This window comes from Pseudoalteromonas sp. BZB3, from assembly GCF_040104455.1.
GTDB lineage: Bacteria > Pseudomonadota > Gammaproteobacteria > Enterobacterales > Alteromonadaceae > Pseudoalteromonas.
In genome coordinates this window covers 207,838-223,261 of record NZ_JBECOS010000010.1, presented here as the reverse complement: position 1 = coordinate 223,261, position 15,424 = coordinate 207,838, and the positions used below count along the sequence as shown (strand labels likewise).

The window sequence follows — 15,424 nt, the reverse complement described above, 5'->3', positions numbered from 1 at the left end:
CAAAATGCTGCGTTTAGGCTCAATGTTGAATTTTTAAAATAGCTCGTATTTTGTTTGTCGGTTTGTTGAATTAAAAGGCAAGGTTAACAAGCATTTAAGAGTGAACTCAACCTGAGCTTAAACTTTACCGTTACTTTTCTATTAACATTTAATTAAATTTTTATTGATCTTTAGTATGGCTTTGGGTAATTTTTCCCAGCCTAAACTCATTCATTTGGATTGGTTTGGCGCTAATTTTTAAATAATTTAAATTTGAAGGATACGGGATTTAAAATGAAAAAATTAAATTTAATTATGATGGGTCTACTGTCTGTAGGTATGCATTATGCACCTCATTCGAAGGCAAATACTGATACGGTTATTTCTATTGGAGGTTCTGAAACTCCCCTAAGTGCAAACTTGATGGTGGGAGTAAAAAACGACATGCATTTTAGTGCAGAGGGTTTTGAAACTCACTCAAATATCGAAAAGCATGTAGCTTCGGCATCTATCATTCATGCTAATTTGGCTGACTTTTATGGTGAAGCTAAAAAGCTTAATGGCTACATTGCAGAGGCGATGAAGCAAAATAAATTGATTATTCTCGAAAACACTCAGTTTGCTAAAAATGTCTTTCTTGACGAGATGCCTTTTACTGCTGATGCTGAGGTGATGATCTATAAACCCGACTATAACCAAAACGGCGGTATGATCCACTTGTTTGGCAGTACAGTTAGCCATGTAAGAGCAGAGAAACAACGAATTGCTTCTGGAGGAGACAATAGAGGCTTTCAAGATATTTACGATGGCCAAGTTAATACGCTTGAAGAGTCTTCTATAGCTTCGCATGGCTTTTCGTTCCCTGAAGCATTCGATCGCGAACTAAAAAATAGTTTAGTGAAAATGGAGGGGGCTAAACTAGAAGAAGCATTGAGTTCAATTAAGCAGTCTATTTCTCTATTAGAGTCTGGAAAGCCTTTTAAATCTGGTAATCATGAGCTTTTTGGTCAGCAAACTAATAATTCTTTTATATCGACTTCTAGTACACCATCTGGAGGTGCTCTAGGCTATTCATGTCCAAAAGCAGCAAAAGATGAGAGATTATGCTGGGCTTCTATTGTCGTAAATCGTCCTTATCAACATAGTAATGGTCAAGCAGACATAAATATTTTAAATCATTACTCTTTTGGAGCATTCAGAACGGATCAATATACGGCGATTGCGGTGAGCCCTAATGGCAGTGTGAATCCTAACATGAAGGTAAATTCAGAGTATGAAAAAGCCTATTTTCTAAAAAACCATTCGGTGAAGATTAATATTAATGACGCTGACGGTCTTCAATTATATCGACGTATGCCTCAAAATGCGGTTAATAGTAGCAGTGTTGCTTCTACTTCAGGCTTCGATTTTAGTATTTCAGGCGGTGTAGACAAAGATGGTCCTTCATTGGGCGCAAGTATTGGGTATTCTGAATCAAAAACCATCACTGAGAATTTAATTGATTGGGAAACAAGCACCACATCCAATGGCAGTAATGCTGTTTGGAACATGAGCTTGAATAAATATAAAAGTATCAACGACTGGGTGTACCAGGATATTTTTCGTTGGGCTAGATTAAGAGGCACACCGAGCATTTCTAAAAATGGCTTACAGTATACAACTGAAGCTATTTGGTTAGGTGATAAGTACCGTGATGGTCAATTTAGAGTGACCATGAACACTACAACTGAGAATAGTAAGCTTTGGTTCACTGACAATAGCATTTGGGGGTGGAGCGCTAAGCAAACTGGGTGGATACATAGTCTATATGTAGGATCTCAATCGTTTAATAACGCTTGGTTGAAAAAGCTATAATTTTCTGGATAGATTACTTGTTGGTAAGCGCATTTTTGGATGCGCTTTTTTGTATAGTAGGCAATAAAAATTTTATAAACTTTTCATTTCGCTTGATATAGTTTATTTATATTTGGAATGTTTCTTTCCCAAATAGGTGTTTTGTCACCAATATAGTGTCTAGCTGCGTCTAAAAATAATCGCGTTCTTACTGGCAAATCACGATGCGGGTACACGGCATACATGGCGCTGTAATCAGGTAAATTCACGTCGGTCAAAATGGGTACTAAGTCACTTTCTTCCATGGGTTTTGCAAAAAAGAAAGCGGGAGCAGTCATAAAAGCATTATGTGAAAGCACTTTTTCAACTAATGCCTCACCGTCGTTTGATTTAAATACTGGATTTATGGGTTGCTCTTGAGGTTCGCCTTTTTCATCTATGTAACTGATAGATTCAAAGCGGATATGTGAACTCGAATAGGCCGCAGCAGGTAGTTCTTCTAGGTCAGCCATGGTTTTTGGCTCACCATAAATTTCTAAAAACTGCTTAGTGGCTAAGATAAGCATACGATTACGAGCAATTTTCCGTGCTATAAGCGAAGAGTCGCGAGGCTCACCAATTCGAAACGCTAAATCAAAGCCTTCAGACACCATATCTACGACTCTATCGTCGTGTCTCAAATCTATGGTGACTTGCGGAAAGCGCTTTTGAAAGTCATTGATCACAGGCATGAGATAAAACTTACCAATGTAACTCGACGCCGTAATGCGTAGCAAACCGCGAGGCTCTTGGTGGTAGTTTTCAGCCAGAAGAACTGTATCTTGAAGCAACAATCTAAGTTCTGCGGCTTTTTTTACCATTTCAGCACCGGCAGCAGTCAAAGAAAAAGAGCGAGTTGTTCGGTTGAGCAGACGGACCCCCAAATCTTCTTCTAATTTACTCACTTGCTTTGAAATAACAGAGCGATCAATATTTCTAAGCTCGGCAGCTTTTGAAAATGAACCTTGCTCAACAACTTCAAGTAACATGATCAAACGACTGGTTGTATCCACGGTGCGATCCCAAAAATCAATATTGATGATAGTTTGGCACCAATGAAGTTGTAAAACTAGATAAATAATCTACAAATAAAGCATAAATTATAAATTTAATGGTTTCATTACCTTATGTTGACAATTGTCGCAGTGAGGTTGTTGAACTTGAATTGACGTGTTTTAATAGCAAAAAGCGACAAATTAGCAATTATTTTGCAATAATTAGCGTGTTTTGATATCACAAACTGACTCTTTTAATGACAGGAAATGTATGTCTGCAGTTAACAAATCAATGAAAGTCATAGAACTTGTTCAGGCCGGAGAGGCTTTCGACTTGCAATGTGCTATACGTCAAGCACCTAAATTGGGTCCAAATGAATTGCTGGTGGCTATCGATTATGTTGCTTTGAACCATGTTGATGCGCGATTAGCTCAGACTGGCTTTTCACAATGGCAATACCCGCATGTGTTGGGACTCGATGCCGTGGGTACTGTGGTTGATGCGCCAAAGGGCGTTTTTCCAAATAAAGGCTCACGTGTGTTATTTAACGCCTGTCTATCGCAACAGGGCATGTTAAAAGAATATGCAGTGGTGCCTAGCCACAGTGTCTCTGTGATCCCTGATGAAGTACCTAGTGACGTTGCCGTATCTTTACCTAATGCTGGTATGGCGGCACTTATCGCCTTAAACAAACTGCAGTTGCAATCAGGTGAATCTTTACTAATCAATAGTGCACAGGGTGCGGTTGCCCACTTCGCGATTCAATATGCGAAACAGCAAGGCGCGCAAGTGTATGCATTTGCACAAAAACCTCATCAGAAACGGCTTGAAAAACTCGGTGCTGATTTAGCGTTTGATTGCGAGCAAGAAGGTGTTTGCGAGCAAATTAAAAGAGAAATTGGCAATGCGGGATTTGACTGCATTATTAACACCCAAGGCGGTGAAACTTTCTTAGAAGATTTACAACATCTGCGTTTTTGTGGTCGTATTGCGTGTCTAAATGGTTTTAGCACTATCCCTGAACAGTTACTTTTTGAGAAAGCGCCGAATATTGGGGTGGTCTCAGTATCAGGCGCTTGGCTTTCAAATAGTTTATGTGCACAACAACATTTGCGTTTTATGGGCGAGCAGCTGTTACAAGACGTGGCACAAAAACGCATTCAGGCGCCAGAATTAAACATAATCGATTTCGAGGTGGCCGCAGTGCGTGACGCCTTGTCTATGTTGTTAACTCAGACTTGTACAAAGCGACCGATTATCAAAATTAGATAAGTTTAGGTCTTTATAAAAAAAGGGTTGAGCGGCTAAGCCACACAACCCTTCAACAGCTTTTGGGAAACAATATACCAATCCTCAATAATCCCCAATCATTTTGAGAGACTAAAACTGGCGCTAACTTCGTTAAAAATCTCTCATTTAGAACAACTAAATAGCAAAATTTCGCCTTGCCTACATGGAAGTAGGTACCTCAGCGATAGCAGGACGCGTGAGCGGCGTTTTCGAAGAGTTTTCTTCGCCTCAAAATAGATCGCTTAATTAAGAGGATTGCTATGAACTAAAAAAACTGGAATACGAGAGTGAAATAAAGTCGAGTCCTGGATTTGGGCTTTTGAACCCCGCATTTGAGTAATGAATATACCTCACGGCCACTTTGGCATCCCCCAAGTCATAAACCAGTCCGAGTCTGTCTTCAAATTGATAATGGGTGCTGACGTTTTTACCAGCAAAATGTGTGTCGTCTAGCACTGCAAGTCCAATACCCAGTTCTAAATAAAGGGGTTTTTCATACCAAGTTTTAAGCGGGTATTTGAATACAGGCGTAAGAGCCAGAACAAAGTTAGTATCGTGGTTGCTTTTTGAACCTCTGCCAGTAGCAGAATAGTTCCAAAAGTTAACGCTGCTCTCAAAATGTAAGTCAAAGTTTTTCCAAGCATCAGGCAGTAAATTTTCAGGATGATACTGATAAGCCAGCTTGATCCCATCTACGTCTCCTTCGCCATGAATATAGTGAATAGCATAACCGTGTTTGTTATCTGCAAATGCTGTTGAAGTAAATGTTAGTAAGAAGGCGAGCGCCAATAAACGCAGTAAATTCATAGTTAATGTGAACCTCATCATTTCAATGAGCGTATTTTCACAAAGATATTTGTGTTCATATGCAAACAAATGTGCACGATATTGATGCTGAAAATGAAACAAAAGTAAAACTAATTGAAATATATAGACTTTTTATTAGTGTGCATTTTTGGCAACAAAAGAGTGCAAAAGTGTGTCTTTTTCATCATTAAACAAACTCGTATCATGCACTCACTAACTAAACGGGGACACATCATGAAAACTGCAATACAGTATTTATTTTTTTCAGTATTAATTTTATTCAGTGCATACAGTGCTGGCGCGGGTTCTAAACAAGCAAATGCCGAGACACCTTACACATTAATTAAATCAGTCGGTGATCAGTTGTTTATCGATATTGGTAAGTTGAAAGATTTAGACGAAGACACAAAACGTACTGAACTTAAAAAGCTGGTGAGTGCGCAGCTGATGCCGCATATCGACATTAAATTTGTTTCTTTTAAGTTGCTTGGCAAACACGTCAGAGAAGTAAAACGTGAGCAAGCGGTGAGTTTTATAGATGCGGTTGAACGATATCTGACGGGCACGTATGCCAATGTGTTAATGAGTTACAAAGGCCAAGAAGTGCGCTTTATTGAACCAGTTTTAGACAGCAAAAGTAAGTTTGCCTCAGTTAAGTCTGAGATTGTAGAGCCAGGCGCCCCGAGTATCGACATTGTATTTAAGTTCAGAAAAAACAAGAAAGGTGAATGGCAGGTTTACGACCTAGTTGCTGAAAGTATTTCACTGTTGAATGCAAAGCAAAAAGAAATTGTGTCTCGTATTAGTGAAGTGGGTATAGATAAAGTAACTAATGAATTGATTGCTAAGAGCTAATTCAGTTTGCAGTCAGAAATAAGTGAGTATATTGAAGTTGATTTTACAGAGTCAGTTACCGCTCATTAAGCCAGTTACTTATAACCTTAGTAACTAAATGAATATTAACGTACTTAGTTCCATAGTTGTTATTCAACAACGCTCTTCAAGCGGGCAGTCCCCTTTAATTGCATCCCTTCGCAGTTTTGCCCGCTTATTTTTCTTTTAAACCTGCATTAGACTTATTTGCTAGAAATTGTATGCATAACACTTAATCACTTCTCTTGTTTTTTAATCTCAGTTAGTTTCTAGATAATTAAAGATAAAGTGAATGGAATTATGAAGTTAAATATCGACATTGTGGATGCTTTTACATCCACTCAGTTTGGTGGCAATTCAGCGGCAGTGATCATCACAGACACTTGGTTTACCGAAAAATTAATGCAGGCCATCGCTGCAGAAAATAACTTATCTGAAACTGCATTTTTAGTGCCTGTTGAGACGGACGTTTATGATATTCGTTGGTTTTCCCCACTGACCGAAATTGCATTTTGTGGTCATGCAACTTTAGCATCCGCGTTTGTTCTGTTTACTAAAAACCCAGCTTTTCAGCAAGTAACACTGAGCGCGCCTGCGGTAGGCGCTATGCAGATCAACAAGTTGGATAATGGTTATATTGAAATGGACTTTCCGAGTTTCGCACCAGAAGCTATTCAAGATATACCAGAAGCGCTCATTGCTGGTTTATCGATAAAGCCTCAAAAAGTACTAAAAAATCAGCAGGCCTATTTTGCTGTTTATAACACTGAGCACGAAGTTAGAGCGCTAGAACAAAGTTCTGAGCAGCTTAAACAATTGGCACCGTTGGATGTGGTTGTGACTGCACCAGGCGAAAAACATGATTTTGTGTCACGTTATTTTTGGCCGGCGAATGGCGGCGATGAAGACCCGGTAACGGGCTCTATTCACACGGGTTTAGCACCTTACTGGTCTCAAAGGCTGAATAAAACTGAGTTAAAAGCCTATCAGGCATCGAAACGAGGCGGTGAGTTATTGTGTGTGATTGAAGGCGACAGAGTGAAGCTACGAGGGCAGGCAGTGCATTACTTATCGGGTTCAATTAAAGTCAACAACAGGCAAAATTTGTCATAAGTCAAAAGATGGGTTGATCTCCCTTGTCGGAACAATCCAAGAGCTGTTAGTTTAGTTTTCGTGTCGAAAAACATGCCTCTAGAGCCATATTGGGTCCAGGGATTAATGCTTAAGGAAAATCATGGAAACAACACTGCGACAGCTCTCTGTTAAAACGCGACTGTGGGCGCAAGTTAGCGCTTGTTTTACCGTTATTCTTGTCATTACTTTCTTAATGCTTAATTCGTTGTACAGTGAATTAAAGCAGTCTAAACAGCTTGAAACACAACACATTGTTGAAACTGCTCATGGCATAGTGAGCTTGTATGCAGAGCAAGTGGCAAGTTCAAAGATGACGCTGGAAGAGGCGCAAACTGAAGCCAAGCAAGTTATTGAAGCAATGCGTTACGCTGATGACGAGTACTTGTTTATTTTAGATGCGCAGCACACCATGCTGATGCACCCGATAAAACCTAGTTTAAATGGTACTAACTCTGCGAGCTTGAAAGATCCCAATGGTGTGTACTTTATTCGAGAAATTGTGAGTGCAGCGACGCGCTTTGGGGAAGGCTCTGTGCAATACATGTGGCCAAAAACACCGAATTCGACGCCGATTGATAAAATCTCTTATGCAAAACAGTTTTCTCCATGGGGCTGGGTGATTGCAACAGGCATTTATATTGATGACGTACAAGCGACATTCTGGCAAGAAGTGTCGACCATGGTGGCGCTCATTATCATCATAGCCATCATATCAATCATTATCACCGTCAATGTATTACGCAGTATTATCAACCCATTAGACAGAGTAGGTAGCACCATTAAGCGTCTTGAAGAGACCGGTGACCTAACGCTCGCGGTGGATACCCAAGGTAAAGATGAACTCACTAAAATAGCCGTGGGGTTGAACAACATGGTGTCTAGCTTTAGGGATATTGCGTTTAGTAGTAATGCCTCTGTTGAGCAATTGAATGTTTCTACTCATAGCCTAGAAAGCGTGGCCAACGACACAAAGCAAGCGATGGCCAATCAGCAAATTGAAATAGAACAAGCCGCCACAGCCATGAACGAGATGACGGCGACCGTCTCTGAAGTGGCGCATAATGTTGTAAATACAGCCAATGCCGCCCATAAAGCACATAAAGAAGCGGGAGAGGGCATGGCGCTTTTGAATATTGCCATTGAGGCAATCAGCGGTTTGGCTAATGAAGTAGAGAAAGCAGCTGCAGTGATTCATAAACTGGGTTCTGTGAGTGAAGAAATTGGCAATGTCACCACGGTCATTAATGCCATTGCAGAGCAAACGAATTTGCTCGCACTTAATGCCGCAATTGAAGCTGCAAGAGCTGGTGAGCAAGGTCGAGGCTTTGCGGTCGTTGCTGATGAAGTTAGGGCACTTGCACAAAGAACCAAAGAATCAACAGAAAGTATTCAAGGCATGATTGAAGAGCTGCAAAAGTATTCTCACGATGCGGTTGTGGTGATGAAAGAAGGTCAGGTTTATGCAGAGCGCACTGTTGAACAAGCACAAAATGCGGATCATGCATTAAAAGAAATTGTAGAAGACATTGCGGTTATTAATGAAATGAGTACGCAAATAGCAACAGCTTCGGAAGAGCAGTCTTCAGTCGCTGAAGAAATTAATCGCAGCATAATCACAGTAAGTGACCATACCTCTTCCACTGTTGATGCAACAAAAGACATTGTTTTGGCGGGCTCAGAGCTTAAAGCCTTGGCTGTTGATTTAAAAGCGCATGTATCAAAATTTAAAGTTTAACTTCCCCTTTTCAGCCGAACTTAATAAGAAGTAGTTCGGCTACTTTCTCTTCAATAGATAATTTCATGTCAGCGCTTGGCAAAGCCTTTTTCTTGCTCTAGTATCACAAAAAAGCCTGTAAACTTTTTTAATGAAATCATTTATCTCTTTATATTTCACTAATCTATTTTTAATTAGTGGCACTGGCTTACTCACCACTTATTTAGCACTCTATTTAGGTCAAAAAGACGTTTCGACCTTTTGGATTGGTTTACTTACCTCATGTTATTACTTGGGTCTATTATTAGGCTCAAAGCTTGGTTATCACTTTATTAAATCGGTTGGTCATATTCGTACTTTCGCAGCGAGCACTGCCGCAGTTGTTGCCTGTGTTGCCGCGCATGGCGTCAGTGATAACGTTTATTTATGGCTATTTCTTCGCTTGTGTGTTGGTTTGGGCATGATGGCCAATTATATGGTGTTAGAGAGCTGGCTTAATGAACAAGCAGAACCTGAGTCACGGGGGAAAGTGTTTTCATTTTATATGATCACCTCATATATGGGCATGGTGCTTGGTCAGTTTGCATTATCAAGTTTTCCTGAATTGGGATATGCACCTTTATTCTTGGTTTGTATGGCGGTTGCAGTGGGTATTATTCCCATTGCAATTACGCGACGTATTCACCCTAAACCCATCAAACCTATTCAGGTAAGTTTGTTTGATTTCTTTAAGAAAGTGCCTCAGGCACTTACCGCTGTGCTTTTTGCTGGCATTATTAACGGAAGCTTTTATGGACTAGCCCCCACTTTTGGCAGTGGTATAGGCTTTAGCTCTGCAGACATCGCAAAATTTATGTCTTTTACCATATTTGCAGGCTTGTTAGCGCAGTGGCCAATGGGTGTGATTTCCGACAAAGTACCAAGAAGTATTTTATTAAGAAGTAATGCGATTGCTTTATGCCTCATTAGTTTGGCAATTTGCCTCTTACCATCTGAGCCGACAGTTTTGATGGCCTATAGTTTTGCTTTTGGTTTGTTTGCGTTTACGCTTTATCCGCTTTCATCAGCTCTGGCAAACTCACGAGTCATTGATGAAGACCGAGTTGGCGTATCATCTGCACTCCTTATGGTTTTTGGTACAGGCGCCGCTTTTGGTTCAGCGATCATTTCAAAATCTATGACCTTTTTCGGCCCTAAGGCTTTATATGCATCAATTGCAGTACTCACCGTATTGATGTTTGGTGTACTAACTTTCATAAATGCGCGTCAAAAAGCTGAACAGCCAGAAGCCTGTGATTATGTGGTGGGTAATTCAGATGTCACTAGCTCGCCGCTTGCAGCAGCGATGGACCCGCGGATCGAAGAAGAAATTGCCCACGAGCAATTGTTAGTTGTAGAAAGTGATGAAGAAGAAAAGGTTGATGATAGTTTAGATGACGGTTTGAAAGAGGCTGAAACTGGTCTTAGTGAACAAAGCAGTAAACAGTTAAATAAATAAGTTATTTGTCTAACTATTTGAAACAGGTGTTGTGGTTAGACTAGAATGCCGAAAATTCTTTGATAGGTAACACAATGAACGAACCGAAGTCGTTTGGTAACAAACTGGAGCATGTTTTAGAGTCAACCCTTTTTAAAGGTCGCTGGCTATTGGCGCCTTTCTTTTTAGGTTTATTGTTTGCTGTGATTTTGCTGCTTATCAAATTCTTTAAACAACTTTATACAATGACACTCACTGCATTCAATACAGCTAATAATGACTTGCTTGTTGGTATTTTAACTTTAGTCGATACCGCTCTATTGGCAGGACTGTTATTGATCATCATTTTTAGCGGTTACGAGAATTTTGTGTCTAAACTCGATATTGATAACCATAGAGATAGACCTGCTTGGATGGGTAAAGTTGGCTTCTCAGGTCTAAAAATCAAGTTGATCAGTGCCATTGTCGCCATCTCAGCCGTAGAGCTATTAAAAGTCTTTATTAGTTCAGAGTCTCTAAGTAATGAGGCGCTTGCTTGGAAAGTGGGTATTCACTTAACGTTTGTGATATCAGGCGTATTGTTTTCAATTACCGATTACATCAATAGCAAAACACACAATCACTAGTCATTAACTTAATCAGCCACTGAATGTTAAAAAGATTGAGTGGCCTTTTTAATTTTTGCCTCTCTTTTTTGTTTATAAATCATTTATACATAGCCAGTTTTTCTGGCCTTTTTAAGTTTTTGAAGTAAAAGGCTTTACTCTTTACTCGACTAAATACTAATATTATTTCATTAGGAATAATTGCTTCTGAATTGTGTTGTTATCCTCTATATTTTAAAGCAGTTAACTTTTTATAAAAAATAAGTTGTCTCTATGTTTGTAGCTGTAGCCAAAAAGATATCCAGTCATCTCACGTTAGTTGTTCTTTTACCTTGTATTTTACTTGGTGCGATAATTACTTATGACATGAGTATGGCGTTCAAAAAAATGAATAATGCTTATGATGCTGAATATAACGCTTTTCTCAGCCATGCAGTGTTGAGTATTGTACATGAGACGCAAAAAGAGCGTGAGCTATCAGGCTTTTATCTGCAAGATATGCAATCAAGACAGAGCGCTCAATTTAATAGTCAACAACGCTCAACGGATAATTTAATTCAAGAATTAGTTAAAAATAAAGAGACATGGGCCTTGAGCAGTGCCATGCAGCAAGAGTTAAATGAGTTCTTACAGTTATTAAACCGAAAAAACTCGATTAGAAATAGCGTTAATTCATCTTCAATTTCACCGTCAGATGCTGCTCAATATTACACGGATATTAGCTTGAAAGGTCTACATATTGTTATAAAGGCATCGCGACTCAGCAATGACCATCTTATTGCAAAAGAACTTGTATCAATTTATAACTTTTCTAATGCCAAAGAGTCGGCCATGCTTGAAAGAGCGGCCCTTTATGATGTGTTTCAGAAAGATAAAATGGCATACATTGATAAAGCGCTCTATATAAAGCTACTCACTAAGCAAAGCGTTTATCTTGAAGAAGCTCTGGAGGCTGCGCCTAAAGAGATGAAATCTCTGTTTGATGAAGTTCTGTCATCATCATCTTTTTCGAGTGTTAACCGCTTTAGACAGATGATTAAGAATAAAGATTCGGGCTATGAAATAAATCCACAAACTTGGTTTAATGCAGCAACAATGCGTATTGAAGCGTTGAAACAGGCTGAAGAAAATGCACTGACTTTAGTTGATAAAACCGCCATCAAGATTCAACAAGATGCAGTTACGGTGTTAGTAGTCGAAGCAATCATATTTGTTGTTGGTTTTCTGATAACTGCTGCATTATTTTTATCGATTCGATTAAGGCACCAACAGTCAGAATTAATAGCTAAAGGCATTGAGATAGCGATTAAAGAGCGTGACATGGCTGATGAAATTGAAGTCGTCAGCTCTGATGAACTTGGTGGCTCTGCAGATAAAATCAATGCACTAACTAAGCAGTTTGAAGAGGATTTAATTGAGCTTGGCTTAGTTTCTAAAAAAATCACAGTATCGATTCATGAAACAGCTGTGGCCATTAGTCAAAGCCAAGAAAATTTGGTTGAGCAACAAATGGGGATCCAAACTATTGCCTCAGCATCAGAGCAAATGAGCGCGAATATTCAAGTTATCGCAAGCTCCATGTCTGATAATTCACACGCTGCTAAAACCGTTGCCAATGAATCTTTAAATGGTCAAAAGGTTGTTAGTGAAGCTGTAGAAGTCATTCAAAGTGCATCTGATGATATGGCCCGTTCAGCGCAATCGGTTGATACCTTAAACGAGCGTGTAGGCAGTATCTCTAGCATGGTAGATATGATCCGAGAAATTGCAGAGCAAACAAATTTATTGGCGCTTAATGCGGCCATTGAGGCAGCTAGAGCGGGTGAGCAAGGGAGAGGCTTTGCGGTTGTGGCTGATGAAGTTAGAAGTCTAGCTAGTCGAACGCAAAAATCGACCGAAGAAATATCCTCTTTGGTGGCAGAGCTTCAAACAAGCTCAAAAGAAGCGTCAAGTATTATTACCCAAGGTAAAGACAATGCATTAGAAGCTGCTAATCGAGCAGAAGAGATTAAACTGGCTTTAGCGACGATCGTTGAACAGGCAAAACAAGTTGAAGCGGTGACAGAAGCGGTTTCTTCAAACACTCAGCAGCAAAGCAATGCGATTGAAGAGGTAAGTAAGAATATCGTTGATATTTATCAAAAGGCCACTGAAAACGTTGCTGGGGCAGAAGAAATAGCCAAAGCGGCAACCAATATAGCGGGCTCAGCAATCGATATGGATGAAATGATTGAACGCTATAAGGTCAGTAAAGAATGTAATTACGAGTATTAAATAAAACTTAAGCTTTTCATGATGCCCTGTTAGTGGGCATCACTTTTACTCACTTCATCGCTAAATTCATGACATTTCTTGCTGACTTTAGTATTCATAACCTAAATTTATTGATTAGGGATCACTATGGATATTGGGATCAGAAAAACACTTTCAGCACTGGCATTGTTGCCTATTTTTGCTCAAGCAACTACCACATTTAATGCCAATGATATATTTGCATTAGAGTATGCCAATGACCCGCAAATCTCGCCAAACGGCAAGCAGGTTGTTTATGTCAGAAATTCAAATGACATAATGAAAGACAGTACACGCCGTAATTTGTGGTTAGTAGATGTAAAAAGTGGCGAACAAACGCCGTTATTTTCAGATGAAAACCAATATCTTCACCCTAGATGGTCACCAGATGGAAAGAAAATCGCCTTCATCAGTAATGTTTCTGGTAGCTACCAAGTGCATGTGCATTACCTAGAGAAAAATCGCACAGCTCTATTGAGCCAGCTTCAATCAAGTGTGAGTAATTTAACCTGGTCTCCCGATGGCAAGTGGCTTGCCTTTAGTCAGCAAATTAACGAAAAGCCGTCAGTGATTGCGAAAATGCCAGCCAAGCCAAAAGGTGCGACATGGTCAGAGCCTGCAATTGTGATTGATAAAGCCTATTACCAAGCCGATGGCAGAGGGTTAGTTAAACCAGGCTATCGTCAAATATTTATCTTGCCTAGTGAAGGTGGCACGCCGCGTCAACTGACGTCAGGCAACTTTCACCATGGTGGACAGCTTACTTGGCATAGTAACTCAGAAGAAATTGTATTCTCAGCGAATAGAATTAAAGATTGGGAATATAAGCGCTTAGAAGGTGACTTATTCAGTGTTGATTTAAAAGGCAAGTTAACTCAACTTACCACTCAACCAGGCCGAGAGCATTCTCCTAGTTTTTCAAGAGACGGTAAAAAACTCGCTTTCTTAAGCGCATCTAGTGAGTTGAATCCTTATCGTAATCATAAACTGAATATCATGGATTGGTCAGATAAAGAGTTTGAAATGGTGGGCAAAGATTTTGACCGCTCTATTCAAAATCCAACTTGGATAAGCAATTCAAGATTGGCAATTGCCTACGATGACTTCGGTAAAAGAAAACTTGCAGCGATTTCTTTAAGTGGCAATATCAAAGACCTAGCCGACAGCTTATCGGGCACAACACTGGGTAGGCCTTATATTAGCGGTCAATTTAGTGCTAACTACTCTGGTAAAGTCGCCTTTACCCATGGCACAGCGCAAAGGCCCGCTGATGTAGCAATTGCATCGACTAAAGGCAATACCAAACAGCTAACTACGTTAAACGAAGATTTACTTGCTCATAAAACACTGGGTGAGGTGCATGAAGTTAACTACAAGTCTTCATTTGATGGTGAAAAAATCCAAGGTTGGTACATCACGCCACCTAATTTTGACCCTAAGAAAAAGTATCCGCTATTGATTGAAATTCATGGCGGCCCTCACTTAGCTTATGGCCCACATTTTTCGGCTGAGTTACAGCGCTATGCCGCACAAGGGTATGTGGTGTTTTACGATAACCACCGAGGCAGCAGCTCTTATGGCGAGCGTTTCGCTATGTTGTTAAAGTATAAGTACAGCTCGAAAGAAGATTTTGCTGATCACAATTCAGGCGTTGACGCCATGATAGCTAAAGGTTTTATCGATAAAGACAATCTATTTATTGCTGGTGGGTCGGCAGGGGGGATTGCTACGGCTTATGCGATTGGCCTAACAGACAGATTTAATGCAGCAGTTGTCGTAAAACCAGTAATTAACTGGCTCAGTAAAGTGCTGACTGCGGATAGTGGGTTAGTACAAATACCAACGCAATTTCCGGGTATGCCTTGGGAGCATGTTGAACATTATTGGCAACGCTCTCCGCTATCGTTAGTCGGCAATGTAACAACCCCAACCATGTTAATGACTGGCGAAGAAGACTTACGCACGCCAATAGCTGAAACAGAGCAATATTATCAAGCACTTAAACTTCGTAAAATCGATACAGTTCTGGTGAAAATTCCTGGTGCGCCTCATGGTATCGCAGGTAAGCCATCGCGAATGGTGAGTAAAATCGAGCATACTCTTGCTTGGTTTGAGAAATATAAAAAGTAAGACAATTCGATATGGTGTGGTTAGGTTGGTTTCAATTTAACCACACACAACAATGTTTCGGCCAGAACCCATTGCCTTGTAAACGGTTTGTTCGGTTCGAGCGAGTATGGTTGTGAGGTTATCGCCTATTTTAAATTGTGTTATGTAAAACCTGCCGAAAGAGGTTTTTGGCTTGTAAAAATAGTGGTGTTTAATGCTCTCTGATGCATTTAGCTAAATTGCAAGTGTCAATCAATGAATCGTTATTGAACACAA

At 40.0% G+C, this 15,424-nt stretch carries 11 protein-coding genes; 9 read left to right on the top strand and 2 right to left on the bottom strand.

The genetic code is table 11. The features are described from left to right. Positions 1-273: 273 nt before the first annotated feature. Positions 274-1,833: a leukocidin family pore-forming toxin gene (locus tag ABMY35_RS11315; RefSeq protein WP_349286295.1), complete on the top strand. Its 1,560-nt coding sequence runs from the start codon at positions 274-276 to the stop codon at positions 1,831-1,833. 83 nt (positions 1,834-1,916) lie between these two features. Here the strand turns inward: ABMY35_RS11315 and ABMY35_RS11310 are convergent, their stop codons facing one another. Next, the gene (locus ABMY35_RS11310) at positions 1,917-2,864 is read right to left on the bottom strand and encodes a LysR family transcriptional regulator (RefSeq protein WP_349286294.1); all 948 of its coding nucleotides are present in this window, start codon (positions 2,862-2,864) and stop codon (positions 1,917-1,919) included. 253 nt (positions 2,865-3,117) lie between these two features. On the opposite strand from ABMY35_RS11310, the gene ABMY35_RS11305 reads away from it, so the two are divergent. Next, complete coding sequence (locus tag ABMY35_RS11305) at positions 3,118-4,119, top strand: zinc-binding dehydrogenase (RefSeq protein WP_349286293.1); 1,002 nt, start codon at positions 3,118-3,120, stop codon at positions 4,117-4,119. 276 nt (positions 4,120-4,395) lie between these two features. On the opposite strand, the gene ABMY35_RS11300 is transcribed toward ABMY35_RS11305, so the two are convergent. After that, positions 4,396-4,944 carry an acyloxyacyl hydrolase gene (locus ABMY35_RS11300; RefSeq protein ID WP_349286292.1) on the bottom strand — a complete coding sequence of 183 codons (549 nt, stop codon included), beginning with the start codon at positions 4,942-4,944 and terminating at the stop codon, positions 4,396-4,398. Between the two features lie 234 nt (positions 4,945-5,178). On the opposite strand from ABMY35_RS11300, the gene ABMY35_RS11295 reads away from it, so the two are divergent. The 7 genes from ABMY35_RS11295 to ABMY35_RS11265 all read left to right on the top strand — a co-directional run bounded on the left by ABMY35_RS11295 (position 5,179) and on the right by ABMY35_RS11265 (position 15,169). Continuing rightward, positions 5,179-5,799 (top strand): ABC transporter substrate-binding protein, encoded by a 621-nt coding sequence (locus ABMY35_RS11295; RefSeq protein WP_349286291.1) that lies wholly within the window; start codon positions 5,179-5,181, stop codon positions 5,797-5,799. Between the two features lie 318 nt (positions 5,800-6,117). Continuing rightward, a complete protein-coding gene (locus ABMY35_RS11290) occupies positions 6,118-6,930 on the top strand; it encodes a PhzF family phenazine biosynthesis protein (protein WP_349286290.1) in 813 nt (270 codons plus the stop codon). A 121-nt stretch (positions 6,931-7,051) separates the two neighbouring features. After that, entirely contained in the window at positions 7,052-8,686 is a 1,635-nt protein-coding gene (locus ABMY35_RS11285; protein WP_349286289.1) for a methyl-accepting chemotaxis protein, read from the top strand. Between the two features lie 130 nt (positions 8,687-8,816). Beyond that, positions 8,817-10,163 (top strand): MFS transporter, encoded by a 1,347-nt coding sequence (locus ABMY35_RS11280; protein WP_349286288.1) that lies wholly within the window; start codon positions 8,817-8,819, stop codon positions 10,161-10,163. Between the two features lie 74 nt (positions 10,164-10,237). After that, positions 10,238-10,768 (top strand): TIGR00645 family protein, encoded by a 531-nt coding sequence (locus tag ABMY35_RS11275; RefSeq protein ID WP_349286287.1) that lies wholly within the window; start codon positions 10,238-10,240, stop codon positions 10,766-10,768. Positions 10,769-11,020: 252 nt separating this feature from the next. After that, positions 11,021-13,021 carry a methyl-accepting chemotaxis protein gene (locus ABMY35_RS11270; RefSeq protein WP_349286286.1) on the top strand — a complete coding sequence of 667 codons (2,001 nt, stop codon included), beginning with the start codon at positions 11,021-11,023 and terminating at the stop codon, positions 13,019-13,021. Positions 13,022-13,147: 126 nt separating this feature from the next. Next, positions 13,148-15,169, top strand: coding sequence for a S9 family peptidase (locus tag ABMY35_RS11265; protein ID WP_349286285.1), 2,022 nt, complete (start codon positions 13,148-13,150; stop codon positions 15,167-15,169). Positions 15,170-15,424 lie beyond the last annotated feature (255 nt).

Coding starts and splice junctions, on each gene's coding strand:
- ABMY35_RS11305 (WP_349286293.1), top strand. CDS start 3,118: ATGTCTGCAGTTAACAAATCAATGAAAGTCATAGAACTTGTTCAGGCC.
- ABMY35_RS11295 (WP_349286291.1), top strand. CDS start 5,179: ATGAAAACTGCAATACAGTATTTATTTTTTTCAGTATTAATTTTATTC.
- ABMY35_RS11265 (WP_349286285.1), top strand. CDS start 13,148: ATGGATATTGGGATCAGAAAAACACTTTCAGCACTGGCATTGTTGCCT.
- ABMY35_RS11275 (WP_349286287.1), top strand. CDS start 10,238: ATGAACGAACCGAAGTCGTTTGGTAACAAACTGGAGCATGTTTTAGAG.
- ABMY35_RS11285 (WP_349286289.1), top strand. CDS start 7,052: ATGGAAACAACACTGCGACAGCTCTCTGTTAAAACGCGACTGTGGGCG.
- ABMY35_RS11300 (WP_349286292.1), bottom strand. CDS start 4,944: ATGAATTTACTGCGTTTATTGGCGCTCGCCTTCTTACTAACATTTACT.
- ABMY35_RS11315 (WP_349286295.1), top strand. CDS start 274: ATGAAAAAATTAAATTTAATTATGATGGGTCTACTGTCTGTAGGTATG.
- ABMY35_RS11280 (WP_349286288.1), top strand. CDS start 8,817: ATGAAATCATTTATCTCTTTATATTTCACTAATCTATTTTTAATTAGT.
- ABMY35_RS11290 (WP_349286290.1), top strand. CDS start 6,118: ATGAAGTTAAATATCGACATTGTGGATGCTTTTACATCCACTCAGTTT.
- ABMY35_RS11270 (WP_349286286.1), top strand. CDS start 11,021: ATGTTTGTAGCTGTAGCCAAAAAGATATCCAGTCATCTCACGTTAGTT.